Genomic DNA, 21625 nt, shown 5'->3' on the forward strand with positions numbered 1-21625 from the left:
TGGCGTAATGGCAGAACACTATTTTTATCAACCACGTTCTATTTCGGTACTTTTAATTGGCGAAATGGCTTACGATGCGACCTTTGTCAATGCCGCTAGAAAGTTATGTAATCGTTTACATGTCAGTATTGTTCCCTATGCCATAGCTAAAATTATGGCTGAAGAGAAGATAGATCTTATCTTTGGATCACTCTCTTCTGCTAATGAAAGTGTTTATCTCCCTGCATTGCAAGAAGTACGTTTTCATTATCCTATGGTTCAAATGATCCTTTTTCTTCAAACCGATAATCTTATAATGCTTGATGAAATTTTGATGCTTAAGTGTGACCGGTACTTTAGTATGAAAAGTGAGCGATGGGCAGCGCTCGATCATTTTAAGTCAAGTATTAAAGCGCTCAGCGATGATATTTATCTAGCTGAACGTCACTATTTTCAAAAACTTATTGATTTTGCTATTGTTTCACAAACCGATGTCAATGGCAATATAACGTATGTGAATGAAAACTTCATCAAAGTGACAGGATACAGTTTTGAAGAGCTGATGGGACAAAATCATCGTATTATCAAACATCCGAGCACGCCTATTGAGGTGTTTGAAGGGATGTGGGGAACGATAACTCGGGGCGATGTGTGGCGCGCTCATATTATCAATCGTAACAAAGATGGAAGTGATTTTTGGGCTGAGACAATTATTATTCCTTTTAAAGATGAGAATACGGGTAAAATTCTTCAGTATCTTGCTATTCGTCATGATATTACAGAGTTCTTAAAGCAAGAACGCATTGCCAATGATATTAAGCAGAAAGCAATGGAACAAGAGCAGCTTGCTGAAGCAAAGGATGCGTTTCTGATTCTCTTTACGCATGAGCTTAAAACACCACTCAATGCTATTTTAAACTTTGCACAGTATCTTTACAAACACATGCCACACATTGATGAAGTGCCTAAGGCAAAACGTCTGTATCTTTTGGAACAGATATACAAAAGTGCTTCTTCTATGTTGGAAAATGTGACCAATATTTTAGATCTTGGAAAATTACGCCATCAAAAGTTGCACTACAATTTGACACTTTTTAATGTTAAAGAGAGCATTTTAGATGTGATTGAAAAGCATGGGGCTTTAGCGTTAGAGCATAAACGCACGATGCTTTTCCAAAGTGATGGGAATGACCCATTTCTTACAAGTGATGAGTACCGTTTCAAACAAATTCTCTCTAACATCATCTCAAATGCCCTTAAATACGGGCATACACTTGTTGAGATTTTTTTGATTTCAGATAGTGAAAAGATTGAAATTATTGTGCAAGATGATGGTAAAGGCGTTAAAGATAAAGAGGAAATCTTTGAGCTTTATACCCAAAGTTCTTCAGGTCCTAGTGGTATTGAAAAGAAGGGTACGGGTATTGGGCTTCACTTTGTAAAATTATTGTGTGAAGGGCTAAAATTTGAGTATAAGATTGAAGATTCATCCACGCTTGGTGGCGCAAAATTTATTTTAACAAAGCGATTAAAGGAACAAAGAAATGTATAAAGTATTGATTGTTGATGATAATGATAACAACAGGCTCACGCTCAATCTTCTACTTGAAGAGGTTGAGGACATCGAAGTTTATGAAGCTGAAGATGGTCAAGTCGCTGTAGAAATGTGTGTTAAAAACCGTTTTGATCTGATCTTTATGGATATTATGATGCCAAATCTTGATGGATTTGAGGCAACAAAATACATCAAGCAAGTGAATAAAAAGAGCATGATTATTGCCCTTAGTGCACTTGATGATGAATCGTCAAAACACAAGATGCTCTCCTTAGGGGCAGAGGATTATCTTACTAAACCATTAGACTCTGATCACTTTTTACAACGTATCAAGCAGTATTTGCGCATCATTGCACTGCGCAATCAACATATTCATAAATTTCCTAAAGCACTTAACCCTTTTAATGCACATGTTTTTCATCGTAGCATTACTTTTCGTATTGAAGATGAAGAAGCCTTGGCACAATATTGGGACTATTGGCTTAATGGTGAAAAAAATATTATCAATCTGAGTGATTGTGTACGCCTCGTTTATGGCTTTAGTTTGTGGCTTTTAAAACATGCGTATGAATGTGAAATTGTGGTGGAAGAGAGTGAGGAAAAGCTCTATATGATGCTTTTACATGTCAAACCACTTCGTAGCAATATCATTAAAAATATCTTACTCAAACATTTTGCCAATGCGAAGTATATTTTATCAAATGACATGCTTACTTTCCAGCTCGATAAAGAAATTAAACGTGATAATGGCGCTGTGGAAGTCAGTGATGAAGCAAAAAAAATCCTCTCTAAAACACATGACAATGTTTTAAGTGCTGTTGATTATATTAATAGTACCGCTATCTCCTTTCTTCCTAAAATTGATGGTCTTGAAATGATCAATGATGAAACGGATAAAGCGATTTTAGTCTTTGAAAAAGAGCCATCCAAACATACTTTAGCGGTGATTTATGAGAATTTTCAAGAGTACGCAACTATCTTAGAAGAGTTGATGGATTTTGAACATCTTGGCTTTGCTGTTCAAACATTGATTAACTTTTTAGGGACACTTACAGAAGAGCAATTTGATCCTGAAAAATCAAAACGACTCTCGGCGATGTTGCTTAATCTTTTACATGATCTTTCTTCATGGCGAGAAAATGTCTTTATAACACAAGTCGCACGCGATATTCACTATCTTGACTCATCGCTTTTAAGTTCGTGTATTCAGATTGAAGCTATTTTTGAAGAGAAGAGTTTAGCCGTTAATCATGATGATGATATAGAGTTCTTTTGATTTTGATAGAGTTGAAGAACTCTTGACACATTTTAGAGCAAAGCTCAAAACGAAGTTTCCTTGAAAAACTACGTTAACACTGGGTAATCTTGGACAGAAAGCCTGCGCATCCTTGGTGCTTCTTTTACAAAAATTCTAATAACAAAAGCTCATGACCTTTTGTTAAGGTGCATGAGCACAGATTTTTAATTTATTTTGATTGATTGTGAATTTTATAGGTGTTACGACCCTCAGCTTTTGCGGCATAAAGTGCAAGGTCAGCATTTTTAATCAGTTGGTTAAAATCTGTTCCATGATTTGGGAAAAGGCTAATACCAATGCTTGTGGTAACGCTAATATCAAGGTTACGTACTCTCATAGGCTGCTGTATGGCTTTGACAAGTTTTTCGGCAATATAGGCTAAGCTTTTTTCTTCTGAAATATCATCAACCAAGATAATAAACTCATCGCCACCAAAGCGTGCAACCGTATCGGTTTTGCGTGTAGCAAGGAGTAGGGTTTTTGACACATGAATCAAAATCATATCACCAACATCATGACCCAATGAGTCGTTAATTTCTTTAAAATTATCCAAGTCTAAAAAGAGAACACCAAATTTTTTACCACTGCTTTGGCTATTTTCAATTAAGAGTTGAAGTCTTTGGTTGAGTAATGTACGATTTGCTAAAGAGGTTAAGTGGTCGTAATGCGCTTGCTTGTAAATCATATCTTGTTGCTTAACCAGTTTATTTTTTGCCGTTTCAAGTTTTTTAATGGTTGCATTGGCAATTTTCATGGCGCGTGCCAGTTCTTCACTCTCTTTGTTGCATCGTGCTTTTTCTTCCATAAGGCTTGTTTGATCGTAAATAAGTACGGTTACTTGTTTTTGAGCAATATTGTAAGGTATGATCGTGACATCTTGTTGCATAAACTCAAAGATGGATTTGGTCGTAATAGAATTTTTCATCGGGAAAAGATAGTGATTGGAATCTGCTGTAAAAAAAGAAGGTCCGCCTAATGTAAGTGCAGTTTTGATGTGACGTTTAAGCGATTTGAGGCGCTCGTCGTTTAACTCAAATAAAGAGAGCAGATTGTTTCCTATCGTTTTTTCTACATCAATGTCACAATGTACTGCAAACCATTTGTTGGCATAATAGATATTAAGATCAGCATCGATGGTTAAAATACCTACATGAATTGAATCAATAATTTTTTCGCAATTTATCATGACTATAGCTTATCAATCGTACTTTTTAAATGTTCTAACATTTCGTTGTTGAGAAGAATAAACATATGTCCCAAGATATTCTCTTTTTCAATATCGAGGGCTGTTTTAATAACAATAACATTGTCATACCCTTCAATCTTGTCGTACTTATCCATTTCAGAGATTTCTCGCTTTTCAATAGACGGAACTTTGAAAATTGTTTCTCCGTGAATAATTTCACAAAACTTACCAATACAAGCAGATGTTATGATATTGGTGAGTTCCATAATGGAAGATTTAATATCGCCCTCATCGGTTACCTCTTGTTTGAGGAGAAGATTACAAAATGCACGCGCAGAGTAGTTATTAAAGACAAAGAGAACTTCACCGTTAAATGAGCCTAAAAAGCGCTGTTTTGTTATGTAAAACTCAAATTCTTCTTCTAAAACTTCGATGATTTTGTCATCTAAATTATGAATATCGATGCTTGAAATTTCAGGAATATGAAGTTTTGCATGATTGTCGAGCATATCGCCAATTAAAGAGGCTGAGAGTCCGAAAGAGACATTGATCAGTTCTTTGAGAACATCTTCTTGCTGCGGATTGAAATAGTGTTTTGTCATTTAAAATACCAACTTTAAAAGGGTTGTTCGGAATTCTTGCTCGTCCACAGGTTTAGAGATGATGGCTGAAGCGCCAAGTGCTAAAACTTTTTCTTTCGTGGTTTTCTGGCGATCCGCTGAGATCATTACGACAAGCGCATCAGGGTTGATAACGCGAATACGTTCCAAGGCTTCAAAGCCATCAACAACAGGCATAGTGATGTCTAAAAAAACAACATCAGGACGATGTTGGTCATACAGTGCAATAGCTTCTTCTCCATTGCACCCTTCAATAATCTCAGCATTCTCAACTATTTTTTTTGGGATCATCTCAATAAGCCATTTGCGTGATATCTTTGAATCGTCAACGATTAAAAAAATCATTTTGTTTGATAAGCCCATCTCGTAATCCTCATAATTTCAATTTCTTATAATAAATAGTACAAAAATTATCTTTAAAAAACTATATAAGATATTTTTTAGCTTCCTCTTTTGTAGCGTAAGGTGATGCAGACAAGATTTTTTCACCTATACAAAGGTCATATGTGTTTTCAGGAAGCGCTTTGGTAAAGCTTAAAATGATGCGACATGCAAGATTTTCATCTGAACTTGAAGCATTCTTTGAAAGCAGCGAAGATGGTGCATTCATCTCGCCGCTTACGTGTAAAAGATCAAATTTAGGATTTTTAAGGGTATCTATAAAATCATTTTCAGTTTCATTGCGACCTACAACCAATTTTGCACCATCTGGTAGTCTAAAGTGTCTGCCATTTTTGAGTACTTCGATATCTTCTTTCGCAAAGCTATCGTGTGCCACAAAATCACGTAACCGAACCGTAAATTGCACATCTGTAAGCAAACAACCTCCCGCTGGTGTAGGATAATCTTCCCAGCCCAATTCTTTGGCGAGAGCCAGTTGAGCATTGCGACCACGCCCATTAAAGCCTAAAAGTTTGCTTCGATCCACCCAACCTTCACGCTCAGGCTTTGTCTCTTCCATCACAAGGGCACAAAGTGGACGAAGAATGAGGTCTTCGTCAATGTCATTAGCGATTTTTTTCACCAATCTTAGGGCATCTTTGTTTTGACTCATGGGGCGTTGCCCCACAACTTCACCTGTCGCAATGAATGAAGCACCATAGCGTGGCAGAAGCGATTTTGCTACTGTGAACATAAATCCATGACAGTCAATACACGGATTGAATTGTTTGCCATAGCCGTATTTAGGGCTAAAAAGAACATTTAAGAGATATTCATCGCGAACATCGATCACCTCAAGTGTTGCACCTGCAATGGCAGCACGACGTTTAAGAACGTCGAAACGGTCTTCTTTGACACCAAAGCCAATGTTGATGTGTAAGGCAATAACTTCAATGCCTTGTTGTGTCAGGAGTTTCATGGCGAGCATGCTATCAAGCCCGCCGCTATAGAGTACTAATGCTTTCATATGGAACCAATTCACCTTGTTTTAATTTCATCATTTTTTCTTGAATTTTACGGATCAAAAACTGTTTTTTATCGTAACTGAGTTCTTTTGCCGTTTTTATTTCTTGGAATTTTTCGTTGTAGTAATGATACAAAAATGCGATCATCGAAGCGATGAGTTCTTTTTCATCATAGACTTTAATATCTTCCCACAATGTAATTCGCCTAAGTTTGGGGTGTTCAAACTGATTTTCCAAAAGAAGCGAAAACTCCTCTTGATGCGTTTTGAACATGGAACTATCGATAGTATCGAGTACCGTGTCAATAAGACTGGGTTCACTCAAAATCGTTTTTATGATGGTAAGTTCCAACATATCTTCAAAAGCACGCTCTTTTTTATCGAGTCGTTGAGGTTTATGGTGGCTTTGGATTTTAACCAAATTGTGATGAAGCCCCAATTTTTCAGAGAGCATACCCGTATAACTTTCCTGAACCGCTTGAGGAAGTGTTTTAAGATAGCCCATTGCCTCAATTAAGGCTTGTTGTTTTGCCAAAGGATCTTTGAGATTGTACTTTTTAACCATGCGTTCTAGTGCGAACTCGATAAAGGGCTGAGGCGTTCTAAAAAGATGGTTAAGAGCATCTATAAGATTATTTTGAACCATGTCTGCAGGGTCCATTCCCCCACTAAAAAGAACGACACCGCCCTTTATGCCATGTGTACTGAGCAACATGGACGCTTTAAGTGCTGCGTTAATGCCCGCATCATCGCCATCATAGGCTACTATGACCTCAGGATCCCCCCTTGTTATGAGCGGAATATGTTCATTGGTCAGTGCTGTTCCAAGGGTCGCAACAGCGTGGGTAAATCCTGCTTGGTGGAGCATAATGACATCAAGATAGCCCTCGGTGATAATAATGGTTTTTTGTTTATAAATATTCTCTTTAGCAAGCTGGTAGCCATAGAGCAGTTGGGACTTGTTAAAGTGCTTAGTTTGTGGTGAATTGACATACTTAGCAGGATGATTACTAAGCGTTCTGCCCCCAAAACCCACAAGTCTGTTACTTGGAGAGTAAATAGGAAAAGTGACCCGTTCAATAAAACGTGCATAAGGTTGATTGCTCTCTCCCATGCCAGCAACGCCATACTCCATGCTTTCGCTCATGGCGTATCCGCGACTGCTTAGAAAGTCAAGCGTTGCAAAAGAAGCCGGTGCATAGCCTATCTCAAACTTCTCAATAGAAGCCTCAGATATGCCTCTTTTGGTAAGGTACTCTTTTGCAAAAAGTGTTTTGTCTAGCTGTTTGACGTAGAAAAGATTGAGCGTTTCCATCAACTTTCGATCTTCTTTTTTAATGCCATCGTTCGTGGTATAAGAGAGAGAAAAGTTAACCATGTTTGCCAGTTTTTCGATGGTTTCTGGGTAAGAGAGCTTTTCGTACTCCATCACAAATTTGATGCTGTCCCCTCCAGCGCCACACGCAAAACAGTGGTAGATCTGCTTCGAGGGGCTGACCACAAGACTTGGGCTGGTATCGTTGTGAAAAGGGCAGACGCATTTATAGTTGGCGCCATTTTTTTTCAGCTCTAAGTAAGAGCCTACGACATCGACAATATCAAGACGTTGTTTGAGGTTTTCTATGGATGTTTTATCTATCATGGTCTTATTATATCAAGTTTGGTATAATAGACTACTTGCATAACACATTGAAAAAAGAGTATTGCTTATAGCACATCACTTTTTTAAGTGTTAGGTAAGGAGTCTAATAGACTTTTTCAAACTTCACAGATGAAGGTTTACATTTTGGATAATTTTTTTATAGCATACCGCGATCCTCTTTTTGGTGTTATTATTTTATTCGCTATTGTTTTTGTCATCTCATTTTCCAATTATTGGTGGGGTGTTTTTAAGAACAAAGAAGAGAAGCAAAGCATTGATAAATTTGTCAAAAAATTTGAAATTGTGACGGATGAAAATGAGTATAAAAAACTCTTGGAAGATGCTTCCATCCCGTTAGAATCTTTAGCTCTTCTTGCACATGCTTATGGCAAAAGTGGAGACTATGAAAAAGCGATTAATATTTATCTTGTAACACTTAAGCGGGTTAAGGGCAAAGATGAAAAGCAATACCTTCTTTCAACACTAGGAAAAACTTACTTTAAAGCGGGCTTCTTGCGTCGCAGTTCCGAAGTCTTTTTGGAGTCTTTACGCTTGCACCCTCGAAACACAGAATCACTCAAATACTTAACAGTCGCCTATGAGCAACTTCAAGAGTATGTTAAAGCCGAAGAAGTTCTGGACTCACTTGAAGAATTGGGTGCTAAAGTCAATGTGCAAAGAACCTATCTTAAAGCACTTGAAATCCTAAAAGAAACCAACCTTAAAGAGAGTCAAAAAGTTGAAAAACTTTTGGAACTTTCACGCGAAGCACCTTTTTTAAAGCGAAAACTTTTTGAATATATGCAAGAAAACGGCATTAAAATTGAAGCTTCTTTTTTCGAAACTCTGACATTTAAAAATATGACCGATCTTTTGTGGTATGTTGATCCTATGGTTTACAACATCACGACATGCAAAGATCCTCTTGTGCAACAAATCGCGATGGCACGAGGCTTCATCCCCTATGTGGAGCAAGAAGTCGAAGCACCTTTTGCTGTCGATGTTTTGGGTAAACTCCAAAGCATTGGTTATGCAAAAGCGAGCCTTAGTTTTGAGTATTTGTGTTCAGAGTGTAAACAAGTTTTCCCCATCCATTTTTACAGATGTCCTCATTGCCAAAGCATCAATACCGTAACGATTCAAACCACCCTTACCAAAGCAGACGATGAAGAAAATATCTCTTTTCTGTGATGGCTCTTCGCTAGGGAATCCTGGCGCTGGAGGCTATTGCGCGATTTTACGCTTTGGCAGTGTGGAGAAGATCGTAAGTGGTGGAATGGCAAATGCTACCAACAATCAGATGGAACTTTTAGCCGTCATTGAAGGGCTTGCTGCACTTAAAGAGGCGTGCGATGTAACACTTATTAGCGATTCGAGTTATGTTATCAAAGGTATTAATGAGTGGTTAGAAGGCTGGAAGCGTAAGAATTTTGCGAAAGTAAAAAATCCTGAGCTTTGGCAACGTTACATCGAAGTTGCTAAAAACCATAAAGTACATGGTATTTGGGTGCGAGGGCACGATGGGCATGCTGAAAATGAAATGTGCGATAGAATCGCTAAAGAAGAAGCGACCAAAATAAAAATAGGCTAAGTAGCTTTTAGGCTTTGCCTAAAAGCGTTATAAAAATGACAAAGGAAAGATAATGCAAAAAAGACTAGAAGCGTTACAGAAGCGTTTGGGTTATCAGTTTAAAGATCAAAACCTGATAATCGAGGCACTTACGCACAAAAGCTCCAAACAACCCTACAACAATGAACGCTTAGAGTTTTTAGGTGATGCGGTACTTGACCTTATTGTTGGAGAATACCTTTACCATGAATTTACACAAGTAGCAGAAGGTGAACTCTCCAAGTTACGTGCTTCGTTGGTAAATGAAAAAAGCTTTGAAAAACTGGCACGGTTACTTCATTTGGGTGAATACATCTATATCTCATTAGCGGAAGAAAACAACAATGGCAGAGAAAAGCCTTCCTTACTTTCAAACGCATTTGAGGCGATTATGGGGGCACTGTATCTTGAAGCTGGGCTGGAAAAAGCCAGAGCATTAGCTATAGCACTTTTAGAAGAAGCCTATCCAAAAATCGATATGGACGCGATCTTTCGAGACCATAAAACAACCCTTCAGGAATTGACACAAGCGCATTTTGGAATGACGCCAGAGTACCGATTGGTACGTTCATTTGGTCCCGATCATAAAAAAGAGTTTGAAATCGCGGTGAGTGTACGTGGACGTGATCTTTCTATTGCAAGTGGCAAGAGTAAAAAAGAGGCACAACAAAAAGCGGCTTTATTAGCATTAGATATTTTGAAAAAAGAGATCAAATGAGTAGCAATACCTTTGGCAGACGTTTTAGTTTTACGACCTTTGGTGAGTCACATGGACGAGCTATTGGCTGTGTAGTCGATGGTGTGCCAGCAGGGCTTGAGATTGATGAGGTATTTATTCAAAGCGAACTCGACCGTCGTAAACCTGGGCAAAACAAATACGCTACTGCACGTAAAGAGGGCGACAAAATCGAGATCTTAAGCGGTGTGTTTGAAGGCAAAAGTACAGGGACACCCATTGCAATGGTTATTTTCAATGAAAACCAAAAAAGTGGCGACTATGACAGTGTTAAAGACCTTTTTCGTCCAGGGCATGCGGATTTTACCTATTTTCACAAATACGGCATAAGAGATTACCGTGGTGGCGGGCGCTCAAGTGCGAGAGAAACAGCAGCACGTGTGGCAGCTGGTGCTATTGCTAAGCTACTTCTTTCATCTTTATCTATTAAAGTTCAAAGTGGTATTTGCGCGATTGGTGGCATTGAAGCTAAGAGCTTTGATTTTTCGCGTGTAAGTGAAAGTGAGATTTATGCGCTGGATGCCAGTGTCGAAGAAGCCCAAAAAGAGGCTATTTTAGAGGCTAAAAATGCGCATGATTCTGTGGGCGGTGTGGCACTTGTTCAGATTGTTGGTGCACCTGCTGGGCTTGGCGAACCGATTTACTATAAGTTGGATGCTCTGTTAGCCGAAGCAATGATGGGCATTAATGGCGTTAAAGGTATAGAAATTGGTGAAGGTTCTCATGCTTCTTCACTTAAAGGCTCCCAAAATAATGATGCGATCACTTCTAAAGGGTTTATAACCAATCACAGCGGAGGCATTTTAGGTGGTATGAGCAATGGCGATACCATTACCTGTAAAGTCTATTTTAAACCCACACCTTCTATATTTATCTCACAAGAGACGATCAATACAGATGGCAATGAACTTACGTGCAATCTCAAAGGAAGACACGATCCATGCATCGCTGTACGCGGTAGCGTTGTGGCAGAGTCAATGGCTGCTTTAGTCATTGCTGATTTACTGCTTTTAAATCTTGGCTCCAATATGGAACAACTTAAACGTATCTATTTGTGAAGGTTATGAAGGGGTGTGGCTACTAAAATGTAGCCACATCGCGGTTAGCTAAAGAGTAAAATAGTTCTGTATGTAATGAATGCTAGAACCCATGCTGTTGCAAAGGTGAAAATCACTAGATAAACGGTATAACGAGCTTCTTCTGCTTCTTTTGCAAACACTGCTGTTGCCGCAAGGCACGGAAGATAGACCATAACAAAGACGATAAATGCCATTGCCGAAGGAAAGCTAATGTTGGCTGTTATGATTGCACGAAGTGAGCCATCATCTTCTTTCACACTATCGCCCAAAGAATAAAGAACGCCTAATGTGGAAACAATAACCTCTTTAGCCGCAAGTCCACTAAAGGTTGCTACACTCATTTTCCAGTCGAAACCAAGCGGTGCAAAGGCAGGTTCAATGGTTTTACCAATCATACCAAGGTATGTTTGTTCCATTAATTTTTCGCGTTTTTCATTTTCTAAAGCTTTAATCGCATCTTCGATAGACGCACTCTTATCTTCATCAATCGTTTCAGGAGCCTCTTTTTGTTCCTCTTCAATTACCGGTTGATCGAGATTTGCACTTGGTTGTAGTGCTTCAATTTTAGTAGTGTACTCTTCCTCAATAAGGCTATTTTTGGGGTATGAACTGATAAACCAGATAAGCATTGAAGCCATCAAGATAAATGTTCCTGCTTTTTTAATATACATGGTTGATTTAGAATAAACCACAAACCACAACAATTTTAAGCTTGGTAAACGGTATTTTGGCATTTCCATAACAAATGGTTCATCTTCGCCTTTAAAAGCACTCACACGCAAAATTTTAGCGGCGATAAGCCCTAAAAGCGCACCTGAAATGTAGATAGCGAACAGTACATTACCCGCCATATCTTCTTCAAAAAAAGCACCTGCAAAAAGAACATAAACAGGAAGACGTGCGCCACAACTCATGAAACCAATGATGAACATTGTCAGCAAGCGGTCTTTTTTATTTTTAAGTGTACGTGCTGACATGTAGGCTGGAACTGAGCATCCAAAACCTGTAACGAGCGGTACAAAGCTTTTTCCATGCAAACCAAATTTATGAAAGAAACCATCCAATAAAAAGGCAGCTCTTGACATATAGCCTGTTGTTTCAAGCAACGCAATACCTAAGAAAAGAATCATAATGTTTGGTAAGAACATAATGACACTACCAACACCTGCGATGATGCCATCTGCGATCAACGATTTAAGCGCTTCATTACTAATAGTACTTCCAACTGTTTCACCAAGCCATCCAAAACTTGCTTCAATCCAATCCATAGGGATTTGCCCTAAGGTAAACGTGAGTTGAAAAAGTCCCCACATCAAAAAGATAAAAATAGGAAGACCAAAAATTTTGTGAATCAAAATGGTATCGATCTTTTGTGTTAGATTTTTACGTGTGTTTTTAGTTATATGCAGTACTTCAGCGCATAAGCCTGCTGAAAAAGCACTATGTTGACGATTGATGACTTCTTCAATTTCTTCTGTTTGTGCATACATGTAAACATGTCCAAGAGCATTGTTGAGAATAGGGTGAAGTTCAACATACAATGGCTGTTCATGCATCAGAGCGTAAATCTCTTTTTTTTGCCATAAAAGCCCCATCGCGATTTGTCGATTGGTAAAGGAGGGCATTTTAAAATGTTTGTCATCCAAAAAGCGGACAATTGTTTGCAGTTGTTCTTCCACTTCATCGCTGTATATCAGTTTAGGTGCAATGAGCGGGTTTTTCGTTACCTGTAAAATTTGATTGACCAATGCATCAATGTTTGTTTTATGTTTAGAGGAAACACGGACACAAGGAATTGAGAGATTTTTACTCATAATCTCAGTGTCGATATTTAGGCCTTCTTTAATCGCTTCATCGTCCATATTCAAAGCAATAACCATCTTTTTTTGAAGTTCCATAAGCTCCGTGGTAAGCATAAGGTTTCGCTCTAAGTTTGTGGAATCGATGACATTCAAAATGAGATCGTACTCGCCAGTGAGCAAAAAGTCTTTAGTCACTTTTTCATCTGCTGAAAAATCTTCTAATGAGTAAAGACCAGGAAGATCAATAAATTCAATCGCAAAATCTTCTGTGCTTAAACGTGCAATGGCTTTTTCAACCGTAACACCTGCAAAGTTTCCGATTTTGAGGTTTGAGCCACTGATGGCATTGGCAAGATGACTTTTGCCAACATTGGGTTGTCCGACAAGCGCAATAACTATTTTGTTCATTACGCTACCTCTACTTCGATGAGTTTTGCTTCATCAAAACGAAGTGCAACAGAGCTAAATCCAAGGGCTATTTTAATTGTATTTTTTTGAAGGCTCGTTTCGACGACTTCAACCTCTTTACCAATACTAAGGCCTAAAGATAAAAGACGTTTTTTCAGTATGTGTTGAGCGTGTATGTGTGTAATCAGCGCTTTTTGGTTTTTGTTGATTTGTGACAAATCTACCATTCTTTCTCCTTTTTTCATCCAAACAGATAACGGGTCGTTAATGTTTTGATAATTGTTATTGAAATAATAGGTTAATAAAGCTTTGACTTAGCTTTATTTTGATTGTCGCTATCAACTTGTTGAGGTAAGTGGATTGTGGAAGAACGATTATTAAAAGAGAGTAGCTTGTGAAAGTGATTTGAGTTTGAAGCTTTTGCGGTGAATTTCACAATATCCAAAGGCTTTAATCTTTTCAATATGCAAAGCACTTCCATACCCTTTATGTTTTTCAAATTCATAGTGCGGATACGTGGAAGCAATCTCGTACATGTACCTATCACGGCTTACTTTTGCCAAGATACTTGCGGCACTGACTTCAGGGATTTTTGCATCGGCTTTAACCATAGTGGTAATGCCCTGTACTCCAAAATTACAGTTTCCATCCATCAAAATATCATGTCCCAGAAAATGTGCTTTGATTGTTTCAATAGCATATTTGAGGCACGCACTTAAACCTTTTGTATCAACCATAGCATGATCACAAAAGACGATTTTGAAGTCTGCTTTGCTTTGAAGTATTTCAAAAAAAGTTTCGCGTTGTTTTTCACTGAGCAGTTTTGAGTCGTTAAGCCCTGAAACAGGCTCTTTTAAAATAGCACCTGCCACGACTAAAGGACCAGCTAAACACCCACGCCCTGCTTCATCAATACCGCATAACATTCAAACTCCTTCAAGCCATCTTATATGTAAACGAAGTTTAGTGTAGATTTGCTAAAATAGTAGACTTCTTTCCTAGCCCATTGAAAAAAGAGTATCGCTTATAGCACATCACTTTTTAAAACTAAAAAGATCATTATAGCTTTAGCTATGACTCAATTTTGAGTTTCAAAAATTAACGCACTCTAAGCAAACTCTTTATTATTTTCAAGAGCTAGGAAAGAAGTCTATTAGAGGAGTTAAGCCATGTTCCACGAAAAAGAAGACCTTGAAAAAGCATTTAACAAAGAACTTTTTGTTATCAAAAACGATCTCTACTATCAGCAGATCGATCTAACGAAAAATGGCAAAAAAGAACTTTTACGTGTGGACATCTCGTACATCCCACACAGTACACTCAGTGGCGATACTTACTCTTTGCGTAAAACAAACGATGGAAGACTCGTCGGGTTTATAGCTGATGCGATGGGTAAAGGGCTCTCTGCGGCTATGAGCGCGATGGCGATTACCCGCTTTTTGAACTATTTTTTTGAAGAGCTTGAAGAGGAAGAGGGTTTTGTGTTTGATGTTTGGATCAACAAGACGCTCAAGTTTTTACAGAAAAACCTTTTTGATGAAGAGATCATGAGCATCGTGCTTGTGGAGTATGATATTCACGAATCCGTTATCAAATACGCTTCATGCGGTATGCCCGCTTTTTTTATTATCAGTGAAGAGGGTGAAGTTCAATCCATTCGTAGCAACAATCCTCCGCTCAGCATTTTTACCGAGAGTGTGCGTGTAAGTACGCTACCTTCTGTTACGATTGCTAAAATGCTTTGTTACAGTGATGGACTCAGTGAAAGCTTGGTTCGTGGCGGAAAACTTTATGCTTCATGTTTAAAAGAAGATTTCATCGACTCTATTTGTGTTAAGGATTTTCGTGACAAAGTGAGCGCACGCATTGGTAAAGGTGATGATGACATTACCTATATTTATATACAAAAATTGGAAATCTCTAAAGCCTTTAAGGTATTGCGTATTGCCAGTACGTATGAATCCATTGATGAGGCGTTGCAAAGTGTTGCCAATTATCTAAAAGCCCATCATGTCGATAGTAAAACAGCCAGTCAGATTATGCTAACATTCTCAGAGCTTCTTTTGAATGCCTTAGAACATGGCAGTTTCGGTGTCGATAAGGCGCGCAAGAATTATCTGATAGAGCAAAATTTATTTGATGATGAGATGCTACGTCTTGAAAAGCTCCATCACGCCAAAAAGATTAAAATTATCTATGGCATTATTCCTAATGGTAAGCGAGAACTTTTTGAAGCCACGATAAGCGATCAAGGTGAAGGCTTTGATACAATGGTGCTCAAAAATATAGTCATTAATGCTGAAAAGTTCAATGGAAGGGGATTTGTTATTATTCGTAAGCTTTTAGATCATTTTTATTTCAATAAAAAAGGTAATGCCATTACGATTCAAAAGTTTATCACACCTGTCTTAGAGTTGTAGCGACCATTCCCAAAAGGGGGCAATGGAAAAACTAAAGCCTTCAATATCTTTAGCGCTTTCACTGCTAAGGGTTACCACTTCAATGCGCTTTACATGCAAAGCCCAAAATGTGGGCAAAAGCTTTTGAAGTTTCATCTCAATAGCTTCGGTAGTTGCAAAACCAACGCATAACACAGCAAGAGATTCTTCCGGTAAGTAAAAATCAATTCCTTCTTCATAGAAGACTTTTTTACCCCGTTTGATGAGTTCTAAAAAAACCATATTCTCAAAACGTTTCAAAAAATCTTTTTTGAATGTCAATGCATCTTTGAGTGCAAAATCAATGGAATAGACTTTTTTAGCAGAACTGGGTTGATTATATTTCTCAACAAAAAAAAGAAGTTTTTGGTCAATCAATTCAGAAGTGATAGCATAAAGTTTGTCTTTAGAAATTTTTGTAAATGCTTTAAGATAATTGTAAATCTGAAATAAAGAGATTTTGGTACTTTGAAGCTCACACAGACGTTTATAGATTAAAAAAGTAGTGGTATCATTTAAAATAAGATGCAACATCATTTGCATTTGTCTTTGATAATCCAGTTCAACACTGTGTGCAATATGCGGGAACGTCCCATGGTTAGCATAAAGATTGAAAAGGTGTTCGATGTTAGAGTGTTTTTTATCAAATGAGATAAACTCTTCAAAGTCGAGAGGGTACAACGTAAGTGTCTCATAACCTTTGAGTGTATTAGATGAAAAACTCGTCGTAATAAGAATTTCATCCACACGTGGCAGTTCAAATGAGAAGTCAAAATGTTCAATTACTAATAACTTTATACGATTTTTTTGCACAAAAAGCGGTAAGTTTTCTGCCACGAGATGAGGCTCAACTCGATCATCTAAAAAATCTATATAGAGATAACTTCCTTTTTCATAATGGCTCAAATGATCAATAATTAGATGACTTTTTCCGCTTTTTCGTGGTCCATAAAGAATGGTTTTTTTATGGGTAATAGTAATTTTTCGATCAAAAAAGAGACTATTTTTGAAATTTGTTTCGTAAAGCGCTTGTAGTGTTTGCATAAAATCCTCATTTTTATTTGTTAAAAAGCAATATTTTTTAACGACATTTATCACTTGAGTCGTAAAATTTTTTAATGAAAATCTTCAAAATTTAATGGGAATAGTTTATTATTTTCCTTATTAAAAGGAAATAAAATACATATTAATAATGTGAAAACCCCTATATTTCTTGACTTTCTTTATCTATTGTTGTAAAATCACAGTCCTTTAATTAGGTCATCTTCAAGGTGGCAAGTTCTTTACAGGGGTACCAAATGGAAAAAATTAGACTTAAACTCAAGGCGTATGACCATAGAGTTTTAGACAGATCTGTTGCAGCTATCGTTGAAGCTGTCAAACGAACTGGAGCCGAAATTGTCGGACCAATTCCTATGCCTACAAAAATCAAGCGCTATACAGTGCTTAGATCTCCGCACGTAAACAAATCTTCAAGAGAGCAATTTGAGATGAGAATCCATGCACGTATGATCGACATCGTGTCTGCGACTACGGATACAGTTGATTCACTCATGAAACTTGACTTGGCACCTGAAGTCAATGTTGAAGTTAGAGCTATGGGTAAATAAGGGGTAATGATGGAATATATTATTGAAAAAATCGGCATGAGCCGAACAATCGCAGTACCAAGCGTTCCGGTCACTTTACTCAGAGTTTTAGAAGCGAAAGTATGTGAAGTAAACGCAGATAAACGCGCTTTAGTTTCGTACGTGAGTGGCAAAAAAATGAACAAAGCTATTGTTGGTCAGCAAAAAAAGTATAACCTTTCTGCTGCATTCAATCGTTTTGTAACCATGGATGTTGCAAACGCAGAAGCAGGCGATTTAAATACAGCACCTTTGGGCGAAGCAAAAACACTTAAAGTGTCTTTGAAAACTAAAGGTAGAGGTTTCTCAGGTGTTATTAAACGTCACAATTTTGGTGGCGGTCCTGGTGCACATGGTCACCGTTTTCATAGAACAACCGGTTCAATCGGTAACTGTGAATGGCCTGGTCGTGTTCAAAAAGGCAAAAAAATGCCTGGTCACTATGGTAACACTCAAGTTACAGTAAAAAATGAGATCGTTTCATTTGACGCACAAAACGGTATCTTAGCTGTTAAAGGCTCAGTTCCTGGTGCAAATGGATCATTAGGTAAAGTAAGGATTGTTAAATGAGTAGCGCAATCGTATTAAATGAAAAATTAGAAAATGTTGGTGCATTGGCTCTTCCTTCAAGTTTTGAAGAGATCCATTCACACAACCTATATCTTTATGTCAAATCATACCAAGCTGCGCTTCGTTCAAACACTGCGAACACCAAAACAAAAGGTGAAGTAAGCGGTGGTGGTAAAAAACCATGGGCTCAAAAAGGTCGTGGTGGTGCACGTGCTGGTAGTAGAAGAAGTCCAGTATGGGTTGGCGGTGGTGCTGCATTTGGCCCTAAAGCTAACAAAAATTATGATTTAAAAGTTAACAAAAAACAAAAAAAATTAGCACTTGAATTCGCATTGAATGAAAAAGCTGCTAATAACGCACTTTTTGTTGTTGATTCTTTGAGCGTTGAATCTGGTAAAACTAAAGATGCATCAAAAATCATGAAAACACTTGGTACAAGAGACGCATTAATCGTTAAAGAATTGGTTGATGAGAAAACATTGCTAGCGTTTAGAAATATTCAAAACTGCTACCTTGTTGAAGCGAATGAGCTTAATGCGTATTTAGCAACTGCGTTCTATGCGGTAATCATAGAAAAATCAGTGCTTGAAACAATCACAAAAGAGGGCTAAGAATGGCTGATATTACTGATATTAAGGCAATCCTTTATACTGAAAAGAGCTTGAGCCTTCAAGAGAATGGTACAGTTGTTATCCAAACTTCAGTAAGAATGACAAAAACTGGTTTAAAAGAAGTATTAAAACAATACTTTGGTTTCACTCCATTAAAAATCAATTCTCTTAGAGTTATGGGAAAAGTTAAAAAGTTTAAAGGCATTGAAGGCAAACGTAATGATTTTAAAAAGTTTTATGTTCAGTTGCCAGAGGGCGCTAAACTAGAGAATGTGGAGGCGTAATCATGGCAATAAAATCATATAAACCATATACCCCGAGTCGTAGATTTTTAACAGGACTTGATTCAAGTGACATTACAGCGAAAGCTAGTGTTCCTTCACTCCTTGTTAAAGTTGCTGCAACGGCTGGTAGAAATAACAATGGTAGAATCACTTCTCGTCATAAAGAAGCGGGCGCTAAAAAGCTATACAGAATTATCGATTTCAAAAGATCTAAATTTGATATCGAAGGTACTGTAGCTGCTATTGAATATGATCCAAACAGAAACTGTAGAATCGCTCTTATTAATTATGTTGATGGTGACAAAAGATATATTCTTCAACCATCAGGCTTAAAAGTAGGCGATAAAATCCAAGCAGCAGAAGCAGGACTTGATATTAAACCAGGTAATGCAATGAAGCTAAAAAGCATCCCTGTAGGTACTATCTTACACAATCTTGAACTTAAACCGGGTAAAGGCGGACAAATGGCACGTAGTGCTGGTGGTTACGCTCAACTTATGGGTAAAGAGACTCAATATGTAATGGTAAGACTTCCAAGTGGTGAGATGAGAAAAATATTGGCAGAGTGTATGGCTACTGTTGGTGTTGTTGGAAATGAAGAGTGGGCAAACGTTGTTATCGGTAAAGCGGGTCGTAACAGACACCGTGGTATTAGACCTCAAACTCGTGGTTCTGCAATGAACCCAGTTGATCACCCACACGGTGGTGGTGAGGGTAAAACCAACTCAGGACGTCATCCAGTAACTCCATGGGGACAACCAACTAAAGGTAGAAAAACTCGTAAGAAAAAAGCGAGCGACAAACTGATTATTTCTAGAAGAAAAGGAAAATAGATGGCTAGATCGCTAAAAAAAGGTCCTTTTGTTGATGCTCATTTGTTGAAAAAAACGGTTGAAGCAAAAGAGACAAAATCAAACAAGCCGATTAAGACATGGTCTCGTAGAAGTACTATTATTCCTGATATGATCGGTATTACATTCAACGTCCATAACGGTAGAAACTTTGTTCCAGTTTATGTAACAGAGAACCACATCGGTTATAAAATGGGTGAATTCGCACCAACTCGTACGTTCAAGGGTCATAAGGGCTCTGTTCAGAAAAAAATTGGTAAGTAGGTAGACTATGAGTAAAGCAATATTAAAATTTATCAGATTATCTCCTACAAAAGCAAGATTAATTGCGCGTGAAGTTCAAGGAATGAATGCTGAGCTTGCTATGGCAAGTTTAGAGTTTATGCCAAACAAAGGTGCAAAAATCATCTCTAAAGTGATCGCTTCTGCTGTTTCTAACGGTGGATTTGAACCACAAGAAGTTATTGTTGCTTCTTGCCGTGTTGACGCAGGTCCGGTACTTAAACGTTTTCTGCCAAGAGCAAGAGGTAGTGCGAGTGGCATTAGAAAACCAACTTCTCATGTATTTGTTGAAGTAGCAAAAGCTGCAAAGAAGGAAGACTAAGATGGGTCAAAAAGTAAATCCGATTGGTTTAAGACTTGGTATTAATAGAAACTGGGATTCACGTTGGTTCCCAAGTAAACAAACCTTAGCGACAAGCATTGGTGAAGATTACAAAATTAGAACATTTTTGAAAAAAGAGCTTTACTATGCAGGCGTGAGTCAAATTTTGATCGAGCGAACTGCTAAAAAGCTTAGAGTAACTGTTGTTGCAGCACGTCCTGGTATCATTATTGGTAAAAAAGGCTCTGATATTGAAAAATTAAGAGTTAAATTGACCAAACTGATTGATAAAGATGTAAACGTCAACATTAAAGAAGAGAGACGTCCTCAAGCATCAGCACAACTTTGTGCAGAAAACGTTGCAATGCAACTTGAGCGTCGTGTAGCCTTTAGAAGAGCAATGAAAAAAGTAATTCAAGGCGCACAAAAATCAGGTGCAAAAGGTATTAAAATTTCTGTCTCTGGACGTCTTGGTGGCGCTGAGATGGCAAGAACTGAATGGTACCTAGAGGGACGTGTTCCACTTCATACACTTCGTGCAAAAATCGATTATGGTTTTGCTGAAGCACATACAACATACGGTGTTATCGGTGTTAAAGTATGGATCTTTAAAGGTGAGGTTCTTGTAAAAGGTCTTGCTCCAGAAAAAGAAGAAGCACCAGAGAAAGAGAATTCACGTAAGCCTAGAGCACGTAAAGAGAGAGGTAAAAACTAATGTTAATGCCTAAAAGAACGAAATATAAAAAGCAGATGAAAGGCCGCAACCGCGGTGAAGCCAGCAGTGGCGCATCAATCTCTTTTGGTGAAATCGGTCTCAAAGCTATTGAAGCTGGACGTATTGATTCACGCCAAATTGAGGCTGCGAGGATTTCTTATACAAGACATGTTAAGCGTCAAGCTAAGACTTGGATTCGTGTATTCCCAGACAAACCATTAACTGCTAAGCCTATTGAAACACGTATGGGTAAAGGTAAAGGTTCTGTTGATAAGTGGGTTATGAATATTAAGCCTGGTAGAATTATTTTTGAAATGGCCGGTGTTCCTGAAGAGTTAGCGCGTGAAGCATTAACACTTGCAATGCACAAGTTACCTTTCAAAACAAAGATTGTAACTCGAGAGAGCGAAAATGAAGTATATTGATTTAAACGGCAAAAGCGCGTCAGAGCTTTTAGAGTTGTTAAAAGAGAAAAAGGTTCTTTTGTTTACATTAAGACAAAAGCTAAAAACAATGCAACTTACTAATCCAAATGAGATTAAAGAAGTTAGAAGAGATATCGCACGTATTAATACGGCAATTTCTGCTCAAAACAAGTAGGGGTAA

General features: G+C 38.0%; 25 protein-coding genes and 1 pseudogene. 17 read left to right on the forward strand and 9 right to left on the reverse strand.

Features of this window, described 5'->3' with window-relative positions; all coding sequences use genetic code 11:
- The first annotated feature begins 7 nt into the window (after positions 1-7).
- Together V7Q04_RS12630 and V7Q04_RS12635 are read left to right on the forward strand one after the other, a co-directional pair.
- The gene (locus tag V7Q04_RS12630) at positions 8-1531 is read left to right on the forward strand and encodes a PAS domain-containing sensor histidine kinase (RefSeq protein WP_333805546.1); all 1524 of its coding nucleotides are present in this window, start codon (positions 8-10) and stop codon (positions 1529-1531) included.
- Positions 1524-2810: a response regulator transcription factor gene (locus tag V7Q04_RS12635; protein WP_333805548.1), complete on the forward strand. Its 1287-nt coding sequence runs from the start codon at positions 1524-1526 to the stop codon at positions 2808-2810. The genes V7Q04_RS12630 and V7Q04_RS12635 overlap by 8 nt, the downstream gene beginning before the upstream one ends.
- 190 nt (positions 2811-3000) lie before the next feature.
- Here V7Q04_RS12635 and V7Q04_RS12640 read toward each other — a convergent pair whose 3' ends face one another.
- The 5 genes from V7Q04_RS12640 to dnaG form a co-directional block, all read right to left on the reverse strand.
- The gene (locus V7Q04_RS12640; RefSeq protein WP_333805549.1) at positions 3001-4017 is read right to left on the reverse strand and encodes a diguanylate cyclase domain-containing protein; all 1017 of its coding nucleotides are present in this window, start codon (positions 4015-4017) and stop codon (positions 3001-3003) included.
- A 2-nt stretch (positions 4018-4019) separates the two neighbouring features.
- Entirely contained in the window at positions 4020-4619 is a 600-nt protein-coding gene (locus V7Q04_RS12645; RefSeq protein ID WP_333805550.1) for a chemotaxis protein CheC, read from the reverse strand.
- A complete protein-coding gene (locus V7Q04_RS12650) occupies positions 4620-5000 on the reverse strand; it encodes a response regulator (protein WP_333805552.1) in 381 nt (126 codons plus the stop codon).
- Positions 5001-5061: 61 nt separating this feature from the next.
- Positions 5062-6045 (reverse strand): argininosuccinate synthase domain-containing protein, encoded by a 984-nt coding sequence (locus tag V7Q04_RS12655; RefSeq protein WP_333805553.1) that lies wholly within the window; start codon positions 6043-6045, stop codon positions 5062-5064.
- On the reverse strand, positions 6023-7684 hold the full coding sequence (gene dnaG, locus V7Q04_RS12660) for a DNA primase (RefSeq protein WP_333805554.1): 1662 nt from the start codon (positions 7682-7684) through the stop codon (positions 6023-6025). Before dnaG ends, V7Q04_RS12655 begins: the two co-directional genes overlap by 23 nt.
- A gap of 144 nt (positions 7685-7828) precedes the next feature.
- On the opposite strand from dnaG, the gene V7Q04_RS12665 reads away from it, so the two are divergent.
- Genes V7Q04_RS12665 through aroC form a run of 4 tightly spaced genes read left to right on the forward strand, consistent with a single transcriptional unit; the run spans position 7829 to position 11087 of the window.
- The gene (locus tag V7Q04_RS12665) at positions 7829-8875 is read left to right on the forward strand and encodes a tetratricopeptide repeat protein (RefSeq protein ID WP_333805555.1); all 1047 of its coding nucleotides are present in this window, start codon (positions 7829-7831) and stop codon (positions 8873-8875) included.
- The gene (gene rnhA, locus V7Q04_RS12670; RefSeq protein ID WP_333805557.1) at positions 8850-9275 is read left to right on the forward strand and encodes a ribonuclease HI; all 426 of its coding nucleotides are present in this window, start codon (positions 8850-8852) and stop codon (positions 9273-9275) included. Before V7Q04_RS12665 ends, rnhA begins: the two co-directional genes overlap by 26 nt.
- A 52-nt stretch (positions 9276-9327) precedes the next feature.
- Positions 9328-10011 carry a ribonuclease III gene (gene rnc, locus V7Q04_RS12675; RefSeq protein ID WP_333805558.1) on the forward strand — a complete coding sequence of 228 codons (684 nt, stop codon included), beginning with the start codon at positions 9328-9330 and terminating at the stop codon, positions 10009-10011.
- Entirely contained in the window at positions 10008-11087 is a 1080-nt protein-coding gene (aroC, locus tag V7Q04_RS12680) for a chorismate synthase (protein WP_333805559.1), read from the forward strand. The genes rnc and aroC overlap by 4 nt, the downstream gene beginning before the upstream one ends.
- Before the next feature lie 44 nt (positions 11088-11131).
- Here aroC and feoB read toward each other — a convergent pair whose 3' ends face one another.
- The 3 genes from feoB to V7Q04_RS12695 all read right to left on the reverse strand — a co-directional run bounded on the left by feoB (position 11132) and on the right by V7Q04_RS12695 (position 14244).
- The gene (gene feoB / locus V7Q04_RS12685; protein ID WP_333805560.1) at positions 11132-13318 is read right to left on the reverse strand and encodes a ferrous iron transport protein B; all 2187 of its coding nucleotides are present in this window, start codon (positions 13316-13318) and stop codon (positions 11132-11134) included.
- Positions 13318-13545 (reverse strand): FeoA family protein, encoded by a 228-nt coding sequence (locus V7Q04_RS12690; RefSeq protein WP_333805561.1) that lies wholly within the window; start codon positions 13543-13545, stop codon positions 13318-13320. Before V7Q04_RS12690 ends, feoB begins: the two co-directional genes overlap by 1 nt.
- A 150-nt stretch (positions 13546-13695) precedes the next feature.
- Positions 13696-14244, reverse strand: a complete 549-nt coding sequence (locus V7Q04_RS12695) for a ribonuclease HII (RefSeq protein WP_333805562.1) — start codon at positions 14242-14244, stop codon at positions 13696-13698.
- Between the two features lie 243 nt (positions 14245-14487).
- Between V7Q04_RS12695 and V7Q04_RS12700 the strand changes: the two genes are divergently transcribed.
- Positions 14488-15738: an ATP-binding SpoIIE family protein phosphatase gene (locus tag V7Q04_RS12700; protein ID WP_333805563.1), complete on the forward strand. Its 1251-nt coding sequence runs from the start codon at positions 14488-14490 to the stop codon at positions 15736-15738.
- On the opposite strand, the gene V7Q04_RS12705 is transcribed toward V7Q04_RS12700, so the two are convergent.
- Positions 15727-16800 (reverse strand): ATP-binding protein, encoded by a 1074-nt coding sequence (locus V7Q04_RS12705; RefSeq protein ID WP_333805564.1) that lies wholly within the window; start codon positions 16798-16800, stop codon positions 15727-15729. The genes V7Q04_RS12700 and V7Q04_RS12705 overlap by 12 nt on opposite strands.
- A gap of 254 nt (positions 16801-17054) precedes the next feature.
- On the opposite strand from V7Q04_RS12705, the gene rpsJ reads away from it, so the two are divergent.
- The 10 genes and pseudogenes from rpsJ to rpmC all read left to right on the forward strand — a co-directional run bounded on the left by rpsJ (position 17055) and on the right by rpmC (position 21619).
- Entirely contained in the window at positions 17055-17366 is a 312-nt protein-coding gene (rpsJ, locus tag V7Q04_RS12710) for a 30S ribosomal protein S10 (protein WP_025345780.1), read from the forward strand.
- Positions 17367-17375: 9 nt separating this feature from the next.
- Entirely contained in the window at positions 17376-17954 is a 579-nt protein-coding gene (gene rplC, locus V7Q04_RS12715; RefSeq protein WP_333805609.1) for a 50S ribosomal protein L3, read from the forward strand.
- Positions 17951-18565 carry a 50S ribosomal protein L4 gene (gene rplD / locus V7Q04_RS12720; RefSeq protein WP_333805566.1) on the forward strand — a complete coding sequence of 205 codons (615 nt, stop codon included), beginning with the start codon at positions 17951-17953 and terminating at the stop codon, positions 18563-18565. Before rplC ends, rplD begins: the two co-directional genes overlap by 4 nt.
- Positions 18566-18567: 2 nt before the next feature.
- On the forward strand, positions 18568-18849 hold the full coding sequence (locus V7Q04_RS12725) for a 50S ribosomal protein L23 (protein ID WP_333805567.1): 282 nt from the start codon (positions 18568-18570) through the stop codon (positions 18847-18849).
- A 2-nt stretch (positions 18850-18851) separates the two neighbouring features.
- The gene (gene rplB, locus V7Q04_RS12730) at positions 18852-19682 is read left to right on the forward strand and encodes a 50S ribosomal protein L2 (RefSeq protein ID WP_333805568.1); all 831 of its coding nucleotides are present in this window, start codon (positions 18852-18854) and stop codon (positions 19680-19682) included.
- A complete protein-coding gene (gene rpsS, locus V7Q04_RS12735; RefSeq protein WP_067177783.1) occupies positions 19683-19964 on the forward strand; it encodes a 30S ribosomal protein S19 in 282 nt (93 codons plus the stop codon).
- Positions 19965-19971: 7 nt separating this feature from the next.
- Positions 19972-20301: pseudogene (gene rplV, locus V7Q04_RS12740) on the forward strand (50S ribosomal protein L22); the annotation flags it as partial.
- Positions 20302-20305: 4 nt separating this feature from the next.
- Entirely contained in the window at positions 20306-21019 is a 714-nt protein-coding gene (gene rpsC / locus V7Q04_RS12745; RefSeq protein WP_025345773.1) for a 30S ribosomal protein S3, read from the forward strand.
- Complete coding sequence (gene rplP / locus V7Q04_RS12750; protein WP_333805569.1) at positions 21019-21444, forward strand: 50S ribosomal protein L16; 426 nt, start codon at positions 21019-21021, stop codon at positions 21442-21444. The genes rpsC and rplP overlap by 1 nt, the downstream gene beginning before the upstream one ends.
- Complete coding sequence (gene rpmC, locus V7Q04_RS12755) at positions 21431-21619, forward strand: 50S ribosomal protein L29 (protein ID WP_037960715.1); 189 nt, start codon at positions 21431-21433, stop codon at positions 21617-21619. Before rplP ends, rpmC begins: the two co-directional genes overlap by 14 nt.
- The last annotated feature ends 6 nt before the right edge of the window (positions 21620-21625 follow it).

Origin of the sequence: Sulfurospirillum sp. (genome assembly GCF_036802865.1) — a bacterium.
GTDB lineage: Bacteria > Campylobacterota > Campylobacteria > Campylobacterales > Sulfurospirillaceae > Sulfurospirillum.

Bases quoted from the DNA above. Each gene is read 5' to 3' on its own strand.
- rpsC (WP_025345773.1), top strand. From the start codon at position 20,306: ATGGGTCAAAAAGTAAATCCGATTGGTTTAAGACTTGGTATTAATAGA.
- rnc (WP_333805558.1), top strand. From the start codon at position 9,328: ATGCAAAAAAGACTAGAAGCGTTACAGAAGCGTTTGGGTTATCAGTTT.
- rpmC (WP_037960715.1), top strand. From the start codon at position 21,431: ATGAAGTATATTGATTTAAACGGCAAAAGCGCGTCAGAGCTTTTAGAG.
- rplB (WP_333805568.1), top strand. From the start codon at position 18,852: ATGGCAATAAAATCATATAAACCATATACCCCGAGTCGTAGATTTTTA.
- V7Q04_RS12635 (WP_333805548.1), top strand. From the start codon at position 1,524: ATGTATAAAGTATTGATTGTTGATGATAATGATAACAACAGGCTCACG.
- rplP (WP_333805569.1), top strand. From the start codon at position 21,019: ATGTTAATGCCTAAAAGAACGAAATATAAAAAGCAGATGAAAGGCCGC.
- rpsS (WP_067177783.1), top strand. From the start codon at position 19,683: ATGGCTAGATCGCTAAAAAAAGGTCCTTTTGTTGATGCTCATTTGTTG.
- V7Q04_RS12700 (WP_333805563.1), top strand. From the start codon at position 14,488: ATGTTCCACGAAAAAGAAGACCTTGAAAAAGCATTTAACAAAGAACTT.
- V7Q04_RS12630 (WP_333805546.1), top strand. From the start codon at position 8: ATGGCAGAACACTATTTTTATCAACCACGTTCTATTTCGGTACTTTTA.
- dnaG (WP_333805554.1), bottom strand. From the start codon at position 7,684: ATGATAGATAAAACATCCATAGAAAACCTCAAACAACGTCTTGATATT.
- V7Q04_RS12640 (WP_333805549.1), bottom strand. From the start codon at position 4,017: ATGATAAATTGCGAAAAAATTATTGATTCAATTCATGTAGGTATTTTA.
- V7Q04_RS12695 (WP_333805562.1), bottom strand. From the start codon at position 14,244: ATGTTATGCGGTATTGATGAAGCAGGGCGTGGGTGTTTAGCTGGTCCT.
- V7Q04_RS12655 (WP_333805553.1), bottom strand. From the start codon at position 6,045: ATGAAAGCATTAGTACTCTATAGCGGCGGGCTTGATAGCATGCTCGCC.
- V7Q04_RS12690 (WP_333805561.1), bottom strand. From the start codon at position 13,545: ATGGTAGATTTGTCACAAATCAACAAAAACCAAAAAGCGCTGATTACA.
- V7Q04_RS12650 (WP_333805552.1), bottom strand. From the start codon at position 5,000: ATGGGCTTATCAAACAAAATGATTTTTTTAATCGTTGACGATTCAAAG.
- V7Q04_RS12705 (WP_333805564.1), bottom strand. From the start codon at position 16,800: ATGCAAACACTACAAGCGCTTTACGAAACAAATTTCAAAAATAGTCTC.
- rpsJ (WP_025345780.1), top strand. From the start codon at position 17,055: ATGGAAAAAATTAGACTTAAACTCAAGGCGTATGACCATAGAGTTTTA.
- feoB (WP_333805560.1), bottom strand. From the start codon at position 13,318: ATGAACAAAATAGTTATTGCGCTTGTCGGACAACCCAATGTTGGCAAA.
- rplC (WP_333805609.1), top strand. From the start codon at position 17,376: ATGGAATATATTATTGAAAAAATCGGCATGAGCCGAACAATCGCAGTA.
- rplD (WP_333805566.1), top strand. From the start codon at position 17,951: ATGAGTAGCGCAATCGTATTAAATGAAAAATTAGAAAATGTTGGTGCA.
- aroC (WP_333805559.1), top strand. From the start codon at position 10,008: ATGAGTAGCAATACCTTTGGCAGACGTTTTAGTTTTACGACCTTTGGT.
- rnhA (WP_333805557.1), top strand. From the start codon at position 8,850: ATGAAGAAAATATCTCTTTTCTGTGATGGCTCTTCGCTAGGGAATCCT.
- V7Q04_RS12645 (WP_333805550.1), bottom strand. From the start codon at position 4,619: ATGACAAAACACTATTTCAATCCGCAGCAAGAAGATGTTCTCAAAGAA.
- V7Q04_RS12725 (WP_333805567.1), top strand. From the start codon at position 18,568: ATGGCTGATATTACTGATATTAAGGCAATCCTTTATACTGAAAAGAGC.